General features: G+C 59.2%; 9 protein-coding genes. All 9 read left to right on the top strand.

Going from position 1 to position 15,492, the window contains the following annotated elements; translation table 11 throughout:
* Positions 1–6 precede the first annotated feature (6 nt).
* The 9 genes from pilQ to ACYZTS_RS05535 all read left to right on the top strand — a co-directional run bounded on the left by pilQ (position 7) and on the right by ACYZTS_RS05535 (position 15,488).
* Positions 7–2,088, top strand: a complete 2,082-nt coding sequence (pilQ, locus tag ACYZTS_RS05575; protein ID WP_461994618.1) for a type IV pilus secretin PilQ — start codon at positions 7–9, stop codon at positions 2,086–2,088.
* A gap of 4 nt (positions 2,089–2,092) precedes the next feature.
* On the top strand, positions 2,093–2,611 hold the full coding sequence (gene aroK, locus ACYZTS_RS05570) for a shikimate kinase AroK (RefSeq protein ID WP_028621744.1): 519 nt from the start codon (positions 2,093–2,095) through the stop codon (positions 2,609–2,611).
* 145 nt (positions 2,612–2,756) lie between these two features.
* Positions 2,757–3,857, top strand: a complete 1,101-nt coding sequence (gene aroB / locus ACYZTS_RS05565; RefSeq protein ID WP_461994615.1) for a 3-dehydroquinate synthase — start codon at positions 2,757–2,759, stop codon at positions 3,855–3,857.
* A 10-nt stretch (positions 3,858–3,867) separates the two neighbouring features.
* Complete coding sequence (locus ACYZTS_RS05560) at positions 3,868–5,454, top strand: AAA family ATPase (RefSeq protein WP_461994613.1); 1,587 nt, start codon at positions 3,868–3,870, stop codon at positions 5,452–5,454.
* 349 nt (positions 5,455–5,803) lie between these two features.
* Positions 5,804–10,249: a glutamate synthase large subunit gene (gene gltB, locus ACYZTS_RS05555; RefSeq protein ID WP_461994611.1), complete on the top strand. Its 4,446-nt coding sequence runs from the start codon at positions 5,804–5,806 to the stop codon at positions 10,247–10,249.
* 126 nt (positions 10,250–10,375) lie between these two features.
* Complete coding sequence (locus ACYZTS_RS05550) at positions 10,376–11,794, top strand: FAD-dependent oxidoreductase (protein WP_461994609.1); 1,419 nt, start codon at positions 10,376–10,378, stop codon at positions 11,792–11,794.
* A 254-nt stretch (positions 11,795–12,048) separates the two neighbouring features.
* Positions 12,049–13,116 carry a uroporphyrinogen decarboxylase gene (gene hemE / locus ACYZTS_RS05545; RefSeq protein ID WP_028621739.1) on the top strand — a complete coding sequence of 356 codons (1,068 nt, stop codon included), beginning with the start codon at positions 12,049–12,051 and terminating at the stop codon, positions 13,114–13,116.
* 288 nt (positions 13,117–13,404) lie between these two features.
* Positions 13,405–14,871, top strand: a complete 1,467-nt coding sequence (gene gbpA / locus ACYZTS_RS05540) for an N-acetylglucosamine-binding protein GbpA (RefSeq protein WP_461994607.1) — start codon at positions 13,405–13,407, stop codon at positions 14,869–14,871.
* 74 nt (positions 14,872–14,945) lie between these two features.
* Positions 14,946–15,488: a cytochrome b gene (locus tag ACYZTS_RS05535; protein ID WP_461994605.1), complete on the top strand. Its 543-nt coding sequence runs from the start codon at positions 14,946–14,948 to the stop codon at positions 15,486–15,488.
* The last annotated feature ends 4 nt before the right edge of the window (positions 15,489–15,492 follow it).

Here is a 15,492-nt window from a genome sequence, read left to right as displayed (position 1 = left end):
CGAATAATGAACAGGATTTTCACCGCCCTCGGGGTTTCGCTATGGATAGCGTTGCAGTCACCGATGGTACAAGCGGCCAACCTCAAAGCGCTGGACGTTGCCGCGCTGCCGGGAGATCGCGTCGAGTTGAAGTTGTCGTTCGATGCAGCCCCTCCGGCACCCCATGGCTACACGACTGAACAGCCTGCGCGAATTGCTCTCGATCTGCCCGGCGTGGTCAGTCAGCTGACGAGCAAGACTCGCGACCTCGGTGCCGGTAATGCCCGCAGCGCCACGGTGGTCGAGGCCAAGGATCGTACGCGGTTGATCATTAACCTGACGCAATTGGCCCCGTACACCTCGCGGGTGGAGGGCAATAACCTGTTTGTGGTGGTTGGGCGGGGTGCCGGCAACGCGGCCGCACGACCTGCCGCCAAATCGGCACCGTCGCGCGCGGCCACCCCTGTTGCCGCTCCGTCCAAGGCCTATGCGCCGGTGGCCAAGGCCATTCGTGGTGTCGATTTTCAGCGTGGCACCCAGGGTGAAGGGAACGTGGTCATCGATTTGTCCGACCCGTCCATTGCCCCGGATATTCAAGAGCGCGATGGCAAGATCGTCCTCGGTTTCACCCGCACTCAGTTACCCGAGCCGCTGCGTGTGCGCCTGGACGTGAAGGATTTCGCGACTCCGGTGCAGTTCGTCAACGCCAGCGCCACGGGTGACCGCGCCACGATCACCATCGAACCCAGCGGTGCCTTCGACTACTCCACCTATCAAACCGACAACAAGCTGACTGTCAGCATTCGCCCGATGACGGTGGATGACTTGCACAAACGCAATGCTGAACGGTTCGCCTACACCGGCGAAAAGCTTTCGCTGAATTTCCAGGACATTGACGTACGTTCCGTGCTGCAGTTGATCGCCGACTTCACCAACCTCAATCTGGTGGCCAGCGACACAGTGCAGGGCGGCATTACTCTGCGCTTGCAGAATGTGCCCTGGGATCAGGCGCTCGACCTGGTGCTGAAAACCAAGGGTCTGGACAAGCGCATGATTGGCAATGTCCTGCTCGTGGCCCCGGCGGAAGAAATTGCCGCCCGTGAGCGTCAGGAGCTGGAATCGCAGAAACAGATCGCCGAGCTGGCGCCGCTGCGGCGCGAACTGCTGCAGGTCAACTACGCCAAGGCAGCCGACATCGCCAAGTTGTTCCAGTCGGTGACCAGCGCCGAAGCCAAGATCGACGAGCGCGGTTCGATCACCGTTGATGAGCGCACCAACAACATCATCGCCTACCAGACCCAGGATCGCCTCGACGAACTGCGCCGAATAGTCGCGCAGCTGGACATTCCGGTGCGTCAGGTAATGATCGAAGCGCGCATCGTCGAGGCCAACGTCGATTATGACAAGAGCCTGGGCGTGCGCTGGGGCGGTTCGATACAAAAGGGTAACTGGAACGGTTCCGGGGTCAACGGCTCGTCGACCACCATTGGCACGCCGGGCAGCACCAGCACCAACTCTCCATTTGTGGACCTTGGCACCTCGGGCAGCACTTCGGGAATCGGCATCGCCTTCATCACCGACAACGTATTGCTCGACCTGGAGCTGACGGCGATGGAGAAAACCGGTAACGGCGAAATCGTTTCACAACCCAAGGTGGTCACGTCCGACAAGGAAACCGCGAAAATCCTCAAGGGCACGGAGATTCCTTACCAGGAAGCCAGCTCCAGTGGCGCCACCTCGGTGTCGTTCAAGGAAGCATCCCTGTCTCTGGAGGTGACGCCGCAAATCACCCCGGACAACCGCATTATCATGGAGGTCAAGGTCACCAAGGATGAACCGGACTACCTGAACAAGGTGCAGGATGTGCCGCCGATCAAGAAAAACGAGGTCAACGCCAAGGTTCTGGTGAATGACGGCGAGACCATCGTGATTGGTGGGGTTTTCTCCAATACTCAGAGCAAGGTTGTAGATAAGGTGCCATTTCTCGGTGATGTGCCGTATCTTGGCCGCCTTTTCCGGCGTGACGTGGTTTCGGAGAAAAAATCCGAGCTGCTGGTATTTCTCACTCCGCGTATCATGAACAATCAGGCGATTGCTGTGAGTCATTGATTCTGTGCGAAATTTGATTCTTGTTGGACCGATGGGTGCTGGAAAAAGCACCATCGGCCGGTTGCTGGCCAAAGAGCTGCGCCTGCCGTTCAAAGATTCCGATAAGGAAATTGAATTGCGCACGGGCGCCAATATCCCGTGGATCTTCGACAAGGAAGGCGAACCGGGTTTTCGTGACCGTGAGCAGGCGATGATCGCCGAGCTCTGCACCTGTGATGGCGTGGTTCTGGCGACCGGTGGCGGTGCCGTCATGCGCGAGGCTAATCGCCGGGCACTGCATGCCGGTGGTCGGGTGGTTTATCTGCATGCCTCAGTCGAGCAGCAAGTCGGTCGCACCGCTCGTGATCGTAACCGGCCTTTGCTGCGTACCGCAGATCCGGCAAAAACCCTCAGAGATTTGCTGGAGCTTCGCGACCCGCTTTATCGGGAAATCGCCGACCTGGTGGTGGAAACCGATGAGCGGCCGCCGAGAATGGTGGTGCTTGATATTCTGGATCGCCTGCAGCAACTGCCGCCGCGTTAAAGCGCAGCGTGAAATGCGCTATCCTCGGCCTCCCGCCATGCCTGTTCAATGTCGTGGCAGGGGCTAAAATCGGCGTTGGCAGATGCTGTAGACATTCGATTTCTTCAGGCAGGACGCCCTGATTCCATCTTTACTGTGGGGACACATGCAGACACTCAAGGTCGATCTAGGCGAGCGCAGCTACCCGATTCATATTGGCGAAGGTCTGTTGGATCAGCCTGAGCTGCTGGCCCCGCATATTCGCGGACGGCAAGTGGCGATTATCACCAACGAAACCGTAGCGCCGCTGTATCTCGAGCGATTGACCCGCAGCCTTGAGCAGTTTTCGGTGGTTAGCGTCGTGCTGCCCGACGGCGAATCGTTCAAGACCTGGGAAACTCTGCAACTGATCTTTGATGGCTTGCTGACCGCACGGCACGATCGCCGTACCACAGTGATCGCCCTCGGTGGCGGCGTCATCGGCGACATGGCGGGTTTTGCCGCTGCTTGCTATCAGCGCGGTGTCGATTTCATTCAGGTTCCGACCACGTTGCTGTCGCAGGTGGATTCGTCGGTGGGCGGCAAAACCGGCATCAATCATCCGCTGGGCAAGAACATGGTCGGCGCGTTCTATCAGCCGAACGTTGTGCTGATCGACACCGCTACACTCAACACCTTGCCTGCCCGCGAACTGTCGGCCGGGCTGGCGGAAGTCATCAAGTACGGCTTGATTTGCGATGAGCCATTTCTGACCTGGCTCGAAGAAAACGTTGATCGCCTGAGTGCTCTGGATCAGGTTGCCCTGACCTACGCCATCGAGCGTTCGTGCGCGGCCAAGGCTGAAGTGGTTGGCGCCGACGAGAAGGAAACCGGGGTGCGGGCTACGTTGAACCTGGGCCACACCTTTGGGCACGCCATCGAGACGCACATGGGATATGGTGTGTGGCTGCATGGTGAGGCGGTGGCTGCTGGCACCGTCATGGCGCTGGAAATGTCGGCGCGGCTTGGCTGGATCAGCGAGCAGGAGCGTGATCGCGGCATTCGACTGTTTCAGCGTGCCGGCCTGCCCGTGGTTCCGCCTGAAGCGATGACGCCAGCCGATTTTCTCGAACACATGGCAATTGACAAGAAAGTGATCGACGGTCGTTTGCGCCTGGTGCTGCTGCGCCACATGGGCGAGGCGGTAGTGACCGACGATTATCCGAAAGAAGTTTTACAGGCCACGCTGGAAGCGGATTACCGCGCTCTGGCTCAGCTTAAAGGTTAATAAGATCCCGATGACTAGTTTGCACGCCGACGAGGCTTTCCTCGGCCATTTCCAGTTGAGTCACGACCCTTTTGCTCCACGGGTGCCTGGCTTCAAATTCTTCCCGGCCCAGCGCAAGCCGGTCCTGGGGCAACTGCATCATCTGGCTCGCTACAGCCAGTTGCTGCTGGTCGTGACCGGCCCGCACGGCAGCGGCAAGACCCTGCTGCGTCAGGCGCTGGTGGCCAGTACCAACAAACAATCGGTGCAAAGCGTGGTGGTTTCCGCCCGTGGCGCTGGTGATGCGGCTGGTGTGTTGCGCCAGGTAGCGCAGGCCTTGAATGTCGCTCAGGCAGAGATCGGCCCGATCCTGGCTCAGGTGGTTCAACTGGCCCTGACCGGGCAGGAGGTCTATCTGCTGGTGGATGACGCCGAACAGCTCGATGAATCCGCGCTCGAAGCGTTGATGGAGCTGGCCGCTGGTGCACCGGAAGGTCGCCCGCATGTGTTTCTGTTCGGTGAGTCGTCGCTGATCGCGCAACTGGAGGCGCTGAGCCTTCAGGAAGAGCGTTTTCACGTTATTGAACTGCAGCCTTACACCGAAGAAGAAACCCGTGAATACCTGGATCAGCGGCTCGAAGGTGCCGGTCGGGGTATCGAACTTTTCACTGCAGATCAGATCTCTGATATTCACGAAAGCTCCGATGGCTGGCCTGGCAACATCAACCAGGTCGCCCGCGATGCTCTGATCGAAGTCATGATTGCCAGCCGCTCAGCGGTCAAGCGTCCAAGTATGGGGTTCAACATGCCGAAGAAACACGTATTGGCGATTTCCGCCGTAGTCGTGGTCGCGGTAGCCGCCGCCTGGTTGATGCCGGGTCGCAGCAAAGCACCGACCACTGGCGCACCTGCCAATGAACAGGCGCAATTGCCGCTGGGTCAGGGCACGCCACAACAAAACGACGGCGGTGCTCCTGCTGTTGAATTCGCCGGTAATTCGCAGCCGATGCCATTGCCGCTGGTTGGCAGCTCGCAGCCGGTGATGCGCGGCCCGTTGGCTGAAGCGGCCGGTGGCATTACTGAAGGCGACGACGGCGTGCCTGTGGAAGGTTCGAGCGAAGTTCCGCCGACCGTGACCACCACCGCGCCGCCTGCGGGCATTCCGGCCGGCCCTGCGCCGACCGAACCAGCCGCCAAACCGACACCGGCACCCGCGCAGATTGCGACGGCCAAGCCAGTGCCGGTCCCAGCCCCAGCCGCCAAGCCCGCTCCGGCACCGGCCGCTGCTGCCAAACCTGCCGAGAAGCCTATCACTGTGGCCAAGGCTGCCGGCGGCACCTGGTACGCCGGCCAGCCGACCAGCAACTACGTGGTGCAGATCCTCGGCACCAGCTCCGAGGCATCGGCGCAAAACTTCGTCAAAGAGCAGGGCGCCGAGTACCGCTATTTCAAGAAAGTGCTCAACGGCAAACCGCTTTTCGTCATCACATACGGCAGCTTTGGCAGCCGCGATGCAGCCCTCAACGCCATCAAGGCCTTGCCAGCGAAGGTTCAGGCTGGTAAACCTTGGCCTCGCACTGTCGCCAGCGTCCAACAGGAACTGGCAACAACTCGCTGAAGATTCGGCGGCCTTACCCAGGCCGCCTCTCCAAGCACCTCAAAATTTCTACATGTGCGCGCCGTCCCTGCGACCGCGTGCCTTGTGGTGTCTGCGTTACAGTAGTCTTTGAGTCGTTGCAGTCAGAATTAAAAAAGTTTTGACTAGCACAGCAGATCGCTTTAAACCTTTCACAAATGCGACATAGATTTGCGACATTTCGTCGTCAAATTTGTGAGCGTCTGTGTCGCTGTGTACAATGACCACCCTTTTGCCCCCGCTAAGCCGGCGTACGTTCGGCGCGGTTCGCAAGTGGTTGAATTGAAAAGAAATTTGCCTCGAAAAGAGGCAGCCTGGTGAGAAAGTGTCTATGAAAGCAGGTCTGTACCAACCAGATGAATTCAAGGATAACTGTGGTTTCGGCCTGATAGCTCATATGCAGGGCGAGCCCAGTCATACCCTTTTGCAAACGGCCATCGAGGCCCTGACCTGCATGACCCACCGCGGTGGGATCAACGCCGACGGCAAGACCGGTGACGGTTGCGGTCTGCTGATTCAGAAGCCGGATGTATTCCTGCGAGCCATCGCCCAGGAAACCTTTGGTGCCGAACTGCCCAGGCAATACGCTGTGGGCATGGTCTTCTTCAATCAGGACCCGGTCAAAGCCGAAGCCGCTCGCGATAACATGAACCGCGAGATCCTGGCTGAAGGCCTGACCTTGGTCGGCTGGCGCAAAGTGCCGATCGACACCAGCGTCCTCGGTCGACTGGCCCACGAGCGTCTGCCACAGATTGAACAAGTGTTCATCGGTGGCGAAGGCCTCAGCGATCAGGACATGGCGATCAAGCTGTTCAGCGCTCGTCGCCGTTCGTCCGTCTCCAACGCCGCCGATGTCGATCACTACATCTGCAGCTTTTCCCACAAGACTATTATTTACAAAGGTCTGATGATGCCGGCGGACCTCACCGCCTTCTACCCAGACCTCAGCGATCAGCGCCTGCAAACCTCGATTTGCGTATTCCACCAGCGCTTTTCCACCAATACCTTGCCGAAATGGCCGCTGGCTCAGCCATTCCGCTTCCTCGCCCACAACGGCGAGATCAACACCATCACCGGCAACCGCAATTGGGCTCAGGCCCGTCGCACCAAGTTCACCAACGATCTGATGGATCTGGAAGAGCTCGGCCCGCTGGTGAACCGCGTCGGCTCCGACTCTTCGAGCATGGACAACATGCTTGAGCTGATGGTCACCGGTGGCATCGACCTGTTCCGTGGCGTGCGGATGATCATTCCGCCTGCGTGGCAGAACGTCGAAACCATGGACCCGGACCTGCGTGCGTTCTACGAATACAACTCGATGCACATGGAACCGTGGGACGGCCCGGCCGGCGTGGTCATGACCGATGGTCGTTACGCGGTGTGCCTGCTTGACCGAAACGGTCTGCGTCCGGCGCGCTGGGTGACCACCAAAAACGGTTTCATCACCCTGGCGTCGGAAATCGGTGTCTGGAATTACCAGCCTGAAGATGTGATCGCCAAGGGCCGCGTTGGTCCAGGCCAGATCTTTGCCGTGGATACCGAGACCGGCCAGATCCTCGACACCGACGCAATCGACAACCGCTTGAAGTCCCGTCATCCGTACAAGCAATGGCTGCGCAAGAATGCCCTGCGCATTCAGGCGACCATGGAAGACAACGACCACGGTTCGGCTTTCTATGATGTTGACCAGCTCAAGCAGTACATGAAGATGTATCAGGTCACGTTCGAAGAGCGCGACCAGGTGCTGCGTCCGCTTGGCGAGCAAGGCTACGAAGCGGTTGGCTCGATGGGCGACGATACGCCAATGGCCGTGCTGTCCCAGCGCGTGCGCACGCCGTATGACTATTTCCGGCAGCAGTTCGCGCAGGTCACCAACCCGCCGATCGATCCGCTGCGCGAAGCCATCGTCATGTCGCTGGAAATCTGCCTCGGTGCCGAGCGCAATATTTTCCAGGAGTCGCCGGAACACGCTTCGCGCGTGATTCTCAGCTCGCCGGTTATTTCCCCGGCCAAGTGGCGCTCGCTGATGAACCTCGATCGTCCGGGCTTTGAGCGCCAGGTCATCGACCTCAACTACGACGAGAGCGTTGGCCTCGAGGCCGCGGTGCGCAATGTTGCCGACCAGGCTGAAGAAGCTGTTCGCGCCGGTCGCACCCAGATTGTTTTGAGTGACCGTCATATCGCCCCGGGCAAGTTGCCGATCCACGCTTCTCTGGCCACCGGCGCGGTGCATCACCGTCTGACCGAAAAAGGCCTGCGTTGCGACTCCAACATTCTTGTGGAAACCGCGACCGCTCGCGATCCGCACCATTTCGCGGTGTTGATCGGTTTCGGCGCCTCGGCGGTCTATCCGTTCCTGGCGTATGAAGTGCTGGGCGATCTGATCCGCACCGGCGAAGTGCTGGGCGACCTCTATGAGGTGTTCAAGAACTACCGCAAAGGCATCACCAAAGGCCTGCTGAAAATCCTCTCGAAGATGGGTATCTCAACCATTGCTTCGTACCGGGGGGCTCAGCTGTTCGAGGCCATCGGCCTGTCCGAAGAAGTCTGCGACCTGAGCTTCCGTGGCGTGCCGAGCCGCATCAAGGGTGCACGCTTCGTCGACATCGAAGCCGAGCAGAAAGCGCTCGCCGCCGAAGCCTGGAGCCCGCGCAAGCCGATCCAGCAGGGCGGCTTGCTGAAATTCGTCCACGGTGGCGAATATCACGCCTACAACCCGGACGTCGTCAACACTTTGCAAGCTGCAGTGCAGCAGGGCGACTACGGCAAATTCAAGGAATACACGGCGCTGGTGGACAACCGTCCGGTGTCGATGATCCGCGACCTGTTCAAGGTGAAAACCCTCGACACCGCGCTGGACATCAGCGAGATCGAACCGCTGGAGTCGGTGCTCAAGCGCTTCGACTCTGCCGGCATCTCGTTGGGCGCGCTGTCGCCGGAGGCTCACGAAGCCCTGGCCGAAGCAATGAACCGCCTCGGTGCGCGTTCCAACTCCGGCGAAGGCGGCGAAGACCCGGCGCGTTACGGCACCATCAAGAGCTCGAAAATCAAGCAAGTCGCGACCGGCCGTTTCGGGGTGACTCCGGAATACCTGGTCAACGCTGAAGTGCTGCAGATCAAGGTCGCTCAAGGCGCGAAGCCGGGTGAAGGTGGTCAGCTGCCGGGCGGTAAGGTCAACGGTCTGATCGCCAAGCTGCGCTATGCGGTGCCGGGTGTGACGTTGATTTCGCCGCCGCCGCACCATGACATCTACTCGATTGAAGACTTGTCGCAGCTGATTTTCGACTTGAAACAAGTCAATCCGCAGGCGCTGGTCTCGGTGAAACTGGTCGCAGAAGCGGGCGTCGGCACCATCGCTGCCGGGGTGGCCAAGGCTTACGCAGACTTGATCACCATTTCCGGCTACGACGGCGGCACCGGCGCATCGCCGTTGACCTCGATCAAATACGCGGGCGCACCGTGGGAGCTCGGCCTCGCCGAAACCCACCAGACCCTGCGCGGCAACGACCTGCGCGGCAAAGTCCGGGTGCAGACCGACGGCGGCCTGAAAACCGGCCTCGACGTGATCAAGGCCGCCATCCTCGGCGCTGAAAGCTTCGGCTTCGGCACCGCGCCAATGATCGCGCTGGGCTGCAAATACCTGCGTATCTGCCACCTGAACAACTGCGCCACCGGCGTTGCAACGCAGAACGAGAAGCTGCGCAAGGATCACTACATCGGCACCGTCGACATGGTGGTGAATTTTTTCACCTACGTCGCCGAAGAAACCCGTGAGTGGCTGGCGAAACTGGGCGTGCGCTCCCTCGAAGAGCTGATCGGGCGTACCGATCTGCTGGAAATTCTCGAAGGCCAGACCGCCAAGCAGAATCACCTCGACCTGACGCCGTTGCTCGGCAGCGATCACATCCCGGCAGACAAACCTCAGTTCTGCCAGGTTGAGCGCAACCCGCCGTTCGACAAAGGCTTGCTGGCCGAGAAAATGGTCGGCCTGGCTACGTCGGCGATCAACGACATGAGCGGCGCCGATTTCGCTCTGGATATCTGCAACTGCGACCGTTCGATCGGCGCGCGGATCTCTGGCGAAATCGCGCGCAAGCATGGCAACCAGGGCATGGCCAAGGCTCCGATCACTTTCCGCTTCAAAGGGACGGCCGGTCAGAGTTTCGGTGTGTGGAACGCTGGTGGCCTGCACATGTACCTGGAAGGCGACGCCAACGACTACGTCGGCAAAGGCATGACTGGCGGCAAACTGGTCATCGTTCCGCCGAAGGGCAGCATCTACAAGACGCAGGACAGTGCCATCATTGGCAACACCTGCCTCTATGGCGCCACCGGCGGCAAGCTGTTCGCGGCTGGCACTGCAGGCGAGCGTTTTGCGGTGCGTAACTCCGGTGCTCACACCGTGGTGGAAGGCACTGGCGATCACTGCTGCGAATACATGACCGGTGGTTTTGTCTGTGTGCTGGGCAAGACCGGTTACAACTTCGGCTCAGGCATGACCGGCGGCTTCGCCTACGTGCTCGATCAGGACAACACCTTCGTTGACCGAGTCAACCACGAACTGGTGGAAATCCAGCGGATCAGCGGCGAAGCGATGGAAGCCTATCGCAGCCACCTGCAACGCGTGCTGGACGAATACGTCGAGGAAACCGACAGCGAGTGGGGTCGTAACCTTGCTGAGAACCTCGATGACTATTTGCGTCGTTTCTGGCTCGTCAAACCTAAGGCGGCGAGTCTGAAATCTCTGCTCTCAAGTACTCGTGCGAGTCCGCAGTAACGACGCAGCGGTAAGCCGCAAGCTTCAAGCGGCAAGCTAGAAGCAATGCGCGGTGTGGCGGATTAATTTGATTTTCTTGCAGCTTGAAGCTTGTAGCTTGGAGCTGTCGTGTACGAGGTTTTAAAGATGGCCGAACGTCTCAATAACGACTTCCAGTTCATCGATGTCGGGCGCAAGGATCCGAAGAAGAAACTGTTGCGTCAACGCAAGAAAGAGTTCGTGGAAATCTACGAGCCCTTCAAACCCCAGCATTCGGCCGATCAGGCCCACCGCTGCCTGGGTTGCGGTAACCCGTATTGCGAATGGAAGTGCCCGGTGCACAACTTCATTCCGAACTGGCTCAAATTGGTGGCCGAGGGCAACATTCTTCAGGCCGCCGAGTTGTCGCACCAGACCAACACTTTGCCGGAAGTGTGCGGCCGGGTGTGCCCACAGGACCGTCTGTGCGAGGGTGCCTGCACCCTCAACGACGGTTTCGGCGCGGTGACCATCGGTTCGGTCGAGAAGTACATCACCGACACGGCGTTCGCCATGGGCTGGCGGCCGGACATGTCCAAGGTCGTACCCACCGGCAAGCGTGTGGCGATCATCGGTGCCGGCCCGGCAGGCCTGGGTTGTGCCGACGTACTGGTGCGCGGCGGTGTGACCCCGGTGGTGTTCGACAAGAACCCGGAAATCGGTGGTCTGCTGACCTTCGGTATTCCTGAGTTCAAGCTGGAAAAGACCGTGCTGAGCAATCGTCGCGAAGTCTTCACCGGCATGGGCATCGAGTTCCGCCTGAACACCGAGGTGGGCAAGGACGTGACCATTGAGCAATTGCTCGCCGAATACGATGCCGTGTTCATGGGCATGGGCACCTACACCTACATGAAGGGCGGCTTCGCCGGTGAGGATCTGCCGGGCGTGCACGACGCGCTGGATTTCCTGATTGCCAACGTCAACCGCAACCTGGGCTTTGAAAAGTCGCCGGAAGATTTCGTCGACATGAAAGGCAAACGGGTCGTGGTATTGGGCGGCGGCGACACGGCGATGGACTGCAACCGCACTTCAATTCGCCAGGGCGCCAAGTCGGTGACTTGTGCCTATCGTCGCGACGAAGCGAACATGCCGGGCTCGCGCAAAGAGGTGAAGAACGCCAAAGAAGAAGGCGTGAGGTTCCTCTACAACCGCCAGCCGATCGCCATTGTTGGCGAAGACCATGTTGAAGGTGTGAAGGTGGTCGAGACCCGTCTTGGCGAACCGGATGCCCGTGGCCGTCGCAGCCCCGAGCCGATCCCGGGCTCTGAAGAGATCATCCCGGCCGACGCCGTGGTCATCGCCTTCGGTTTCCGCCCGAGCCCGGCGTCGTGGTTCGAGCAGTTCGAGATCCAGACCGACAGCCAGGGTCGTGTCGTGGCGCCGGAGCAAGGTCAATACAAGCACCAGACCAGCAACCCGAAAATCTTCGCCGGTGGCGACATGGTGCGGGGTTCTGACCTGGTGGTGACGGCGATCTTCGAAGGCCGTAATGCGGCTGAAGGGATTCTGGATTACCTGGGCGTCTGAACCCCGATCCTGACCTATAACGCAGTAACCCTGTAGGAGTGAGCCTGCTCGCGATAGCGGTGTAATAGTCGCCAGATTGATTGACTGACCCTCCGTCATCGCGAGCAGGCTCACTCCTACAGTTGTTTCGCGGCGTTGCTTAATGCCGCATTTCACCGCGACAAATTGATCCGATAGACAAAAGGCACGGCTCTTGCCGTGCCTTTTGCGTCGCGCTCTGAGAAAATGCCCGCACTTTTTTTCCGGATGCCGACATGACTGCCCTGAAGAACGACCGTTTCCTTCGTGCCCTGCTCAAGCAACCCGTGGACGTCACGCCTGTCTGGATGATGCGTCAGGCCGGTCGCTATCTGCCGGAATACCGCGCCAGCCGCGCCAAGGCGGGCGACTTCATGAGCCTGTGCATGAACCCGGAGTTCGCGTGCGAAGTCACGATGCAGCCGCTCGATCGCTATCCGCAGCTGGACGCGGCGATTCTCTTCTCGGACATCCTCACCATCCCCGACGCGATGGGCCAGGGCCTGTACTTCGAAACCGGTGAAGGTCCGCGCTTCAAGAAAGTCGTCAGCACCCTGGCCGACATCGAAGCCTTGCCGATTCCTGATCCGCATAAAGACCTCGGTTACGTCATGGACGCGGTCAGCACCATTCGCCGCGAACTGAACGGCCGCGTGCCGCTGATCGGGTTCTCCGGCAGCCCGTGGACCCTGGCTACCTACATGGTCGAAGGGGGTTCGTCCAAGGACTTCCGCAAGACCAAGGCCATGCTCTACGACAACCCGCAAGCCATGCACCTGCTGCTGGACAAGCTCGCACAGTCGGTCACCAGCTACCTGAACGGCCAGATCATGGCCGGCGCGCAAGCGGTGCAGATCTTCGACACCTGGGGCGGCAATCTCTCGGCGGCGGCGTATCAGGAGTTCTCCCTGGCCTACATGCGCAAAATCGTTAGCGGCCTGATCCGCGAACACGAAGGCCGTAAAGTGCCGGTCATCCTGTTCACCAAGAACGGCGGCCTGTGGCTGGAAAGCATCGCCGACGCTGGCGCCGACGCACTGGGCCTGGACTGGACGTGCGACATCGGCAACGCCCGTGCTCGCGTCGGGGACAAAGTCGCCTTGCAAGGCAACATGGACCCGACCGTGCTGTACGCCAAGCCGGAAGCCATTCGTACTGAAGTGGGACGGATTCTTGCCAGCTACGGCAAAGGCAGCGGCCATGTGTTCAACCTCGGCCATGGCATCACCCCTGAAGTCGATCCAGAGCACGCCGGCGCGTTCATGCGCGCAGTGCATGAGTTGTCGGCGCAATATCACCAATAAAACCGGTGAAATCTCTTGAAGCCTGCCTGGCGTAAGTCGGGCAGGTTTTTTTTGGTCCGTTGAATCGTGTCTGTCTAAACCGTTTCTATCTGTAAGAAACGTTTCGTTCTTTGTGGGACGGGTTATTTGAGAGACCGATCCTTCCATCAGCGGCGATTCCCCCTACATAGAATTTTCCGCCATCCCAGTAAGGTTTCTGACCTTCGTTCAACTCTTTGGTGAACGAACTTACGAACAGTGGCGCTCGCAAAGCGCCTTGGTTATCGATAAGCAGTCTGGAATCCAATCATGAAAAATACTTTCTACAAAGGAGGCGCATTCACCGCGTGCACCTCCTCGATGATCCTGTTATCGGCAATGCTCGCTTCACAAACGGCCTCTGCCCATGGCTACCTGGACGTGCCGCCTTCGCGGGCATTGCTCTGCCAGAAAGGCGTCAACACCAATTGCGGTGGCGCTCAGTACGAGCCGCAAAGTGTCGGTGAAACCTTCAAGGGGTTCCCGGCCGGCGTCGGCGGTGCTCCATTGCAGGGGCCGGTCGATGGCAAGATCGCCAGTGGCGGCCATTCCAATTTCTCGGCGCTGGACGCGCAGTCCGCCACACGCTGGCAGCTGACTGAAATCAAAGACCGCAACATTGATTTCCAGTGGCACTACACCGCCGTTCATCCAGCAACCAAACACGAGTATTTCATTACCCGTAATGGCTGGAACCCGAATGAATCGCTGAAACGTGCCTCCTTTGAAAGCACGCCGTTCTGCACCATTGATGGTGGCAACCAGAAACCGGTCTCCGGCACGAAACACAACTGCACCGTGCCCGAAGACAAATCCGGCCATCACGTAATCCTGGCGGTGTGGACAGTCGGCGACACCGACGCAGCGTTCTACAACCCGGCCGACGTCAATATCCTTGCTGAACCTTCGCTGCCTGGCGGTTGGTCTTCGGTAGGGGGCATCGCACCTTCGACCGGGCTGTTGGTTGGCGACAAGGTCAAGGCACGGGCCTTCACTGTCGACGGTGAAAGCACGGAGTACAGCGTCGAAATCTCCATCGACACCGCCGAGCAAGGCCTGGCCAACAACTGGGCATTCAAGCTTGCCGAAAAGATCAACGCGACCCACTCCCTCGTCCGCGCCGGTGTGCGTGATGAAGCCGGCAACATCGAACCGGTGAAAGGCAACAACAGCCTGTACGCGCAAAAAGAAAGCGGCATTACCCGCTACGAAGTGCAGCTGGACATGAAGGAAGATACTGATGCCCGCATGTCGGTCGCTTCTCAGCAAGCTGAGTACGTACTGGACAAAGGTCAAGCCAAGGTCGATTTCAGCATGATCGCCAACCGCAAGATGAACGTGGAAGCGACCCTGTTTGATGAGAGCAACAAGCCAGTCGGTACGACCTCGGCGCAAGTGGACAGCGGCATTACCGGGCTGGTCATGGATGTTCGCAGCAATCCCGGCAAACACACCCTGACACTGGTTGGCACCACGCTCGACGGCCGCACCACCCGCCAGGATACCCAGCCGACCACGCTCACCGGCGAGGGTGCCGGTGCTGAATACGACTTCGTTTTCCCCGAAGGCGTCAGTGAGTACACAGCGGGTACCAAGGTACTGCAGCCGAAGACCAATGAAGTCTTCGAGTGCAAGCCTTTCCCTGAGTCCGGCTATTGCAAGCAATACACCCCGACAGCTAACGGTTTTGAACCCGGCGTCGGTGCGCATTGGCACATGGCGTGGAACAAACTCTAAGTAAGCCGTAATACTTTGGGCGATTCATCAAGGATCGCCCAAAGCTCATTTCTTGTTGAATTCCAGAGTGGCGAATGAAGACTTCGGGTTACTCCGCCCAGCGCGTATGGCTTCACTGGCTGTCGGCCGCTGTAATCATCTGGACCCTGGTGTCCGGCTTTTCCGTGGCCAGTTTTGAACTGCCCGCGGGCATCGAACAATCGATTGCCTTTGTCAATGTCTCGCTGACAACCGTGTTCATTCCGTTCTTCGTCTGGCGTCTGTTCATTTTTATCGCTCATGCCCGGCGCACGAGCGTGAGCGCATTAGTGTTTATGGCAAAACTTGTGCTGCTGGCGCACACATCGATCTACCTCATCGTCGGTGTCGTCTTGGTGACCGGCGTTTTGATGATGGATCGCCCGATCGATGTGTTTGGCTGGATCAGCATCCCTCAACCGTTGAGCGACCCCGAGCTCATTGGCTCGTTTGTCACACTTCACATCGGTGCCTGCGTGGTCCTTTCGTTGTTGATCGTGCTGCACGTTGGCGCGGTGATTGTTCACGAAGCATGCGGGCATCGGCTGCTGCGCCGTATGTCCTGGTGCAAATATCGCCGCAGTGAGCACCTTGAATGAGTTG

The sequence above is a fragment of the Pseudomonas sp. TMB3-21 genome (assembly GCF_054898145.1).
The sequence above is the reverse complement of the archived record's forward strand: the minus strand, read 5'-3'. Positions and strand labels throughout refer to the sequence as shown.

Coding starts and splice junctions, on each gene's coding strand:
- pilQ (WP_461994618.1), top strand. CDS start 7: ATGAACAGGATTTTCACCGCCCTCGGGGTTTCGCTATGGATAGCGTTG.
- aroB (WP_461994615.1), top strand. CDS start 2,757: ATGCAGACACTCAAGGTCGATCTAGGCGAGCGCAGCTACCCGATTCAT.
- ACYZTS_RS05560 (WP_461994613.1), top strand. CDS start 3,868: ATGACTAGTTTGCACGCCGACGAGGCTTTCCTCGGCCATTTCCAGTTG.
- gltB (WP_461994611.1), top strand. CDS start 5,804: ATGAAAGCAGGTCTGTACCAACCAGATGAATTCAAGGATAACTGTGGT.
- ACYZTS_RS05550 (WP_461994609.1), top strand. CDS start 10,376: ATGGCCGAACGTCTCAATAACGACTTCCAGTTCATCGATGTCGGGCGC.
- hemE (WP_028621739.1), top strand. CDS start 12,049: ATGACTGCCCTGAAGAACGACCGTTTCCTTCGTGCCCTGCTCAAGCAA.
- gbpA (WP_461994607.1), top strand. CDS start 13,405: ATGAAAAATACTTTCTACAAAGGAGGCGCATTCACCGCGTGCACCTCC.
- ACYZTS_RS05535 (WP_461994605.1), top strand. CDS start 14,946: ATGAAGACTTCGGGTTACTCCGCCCAGCGCGTATGGCTTCACTGGCTG.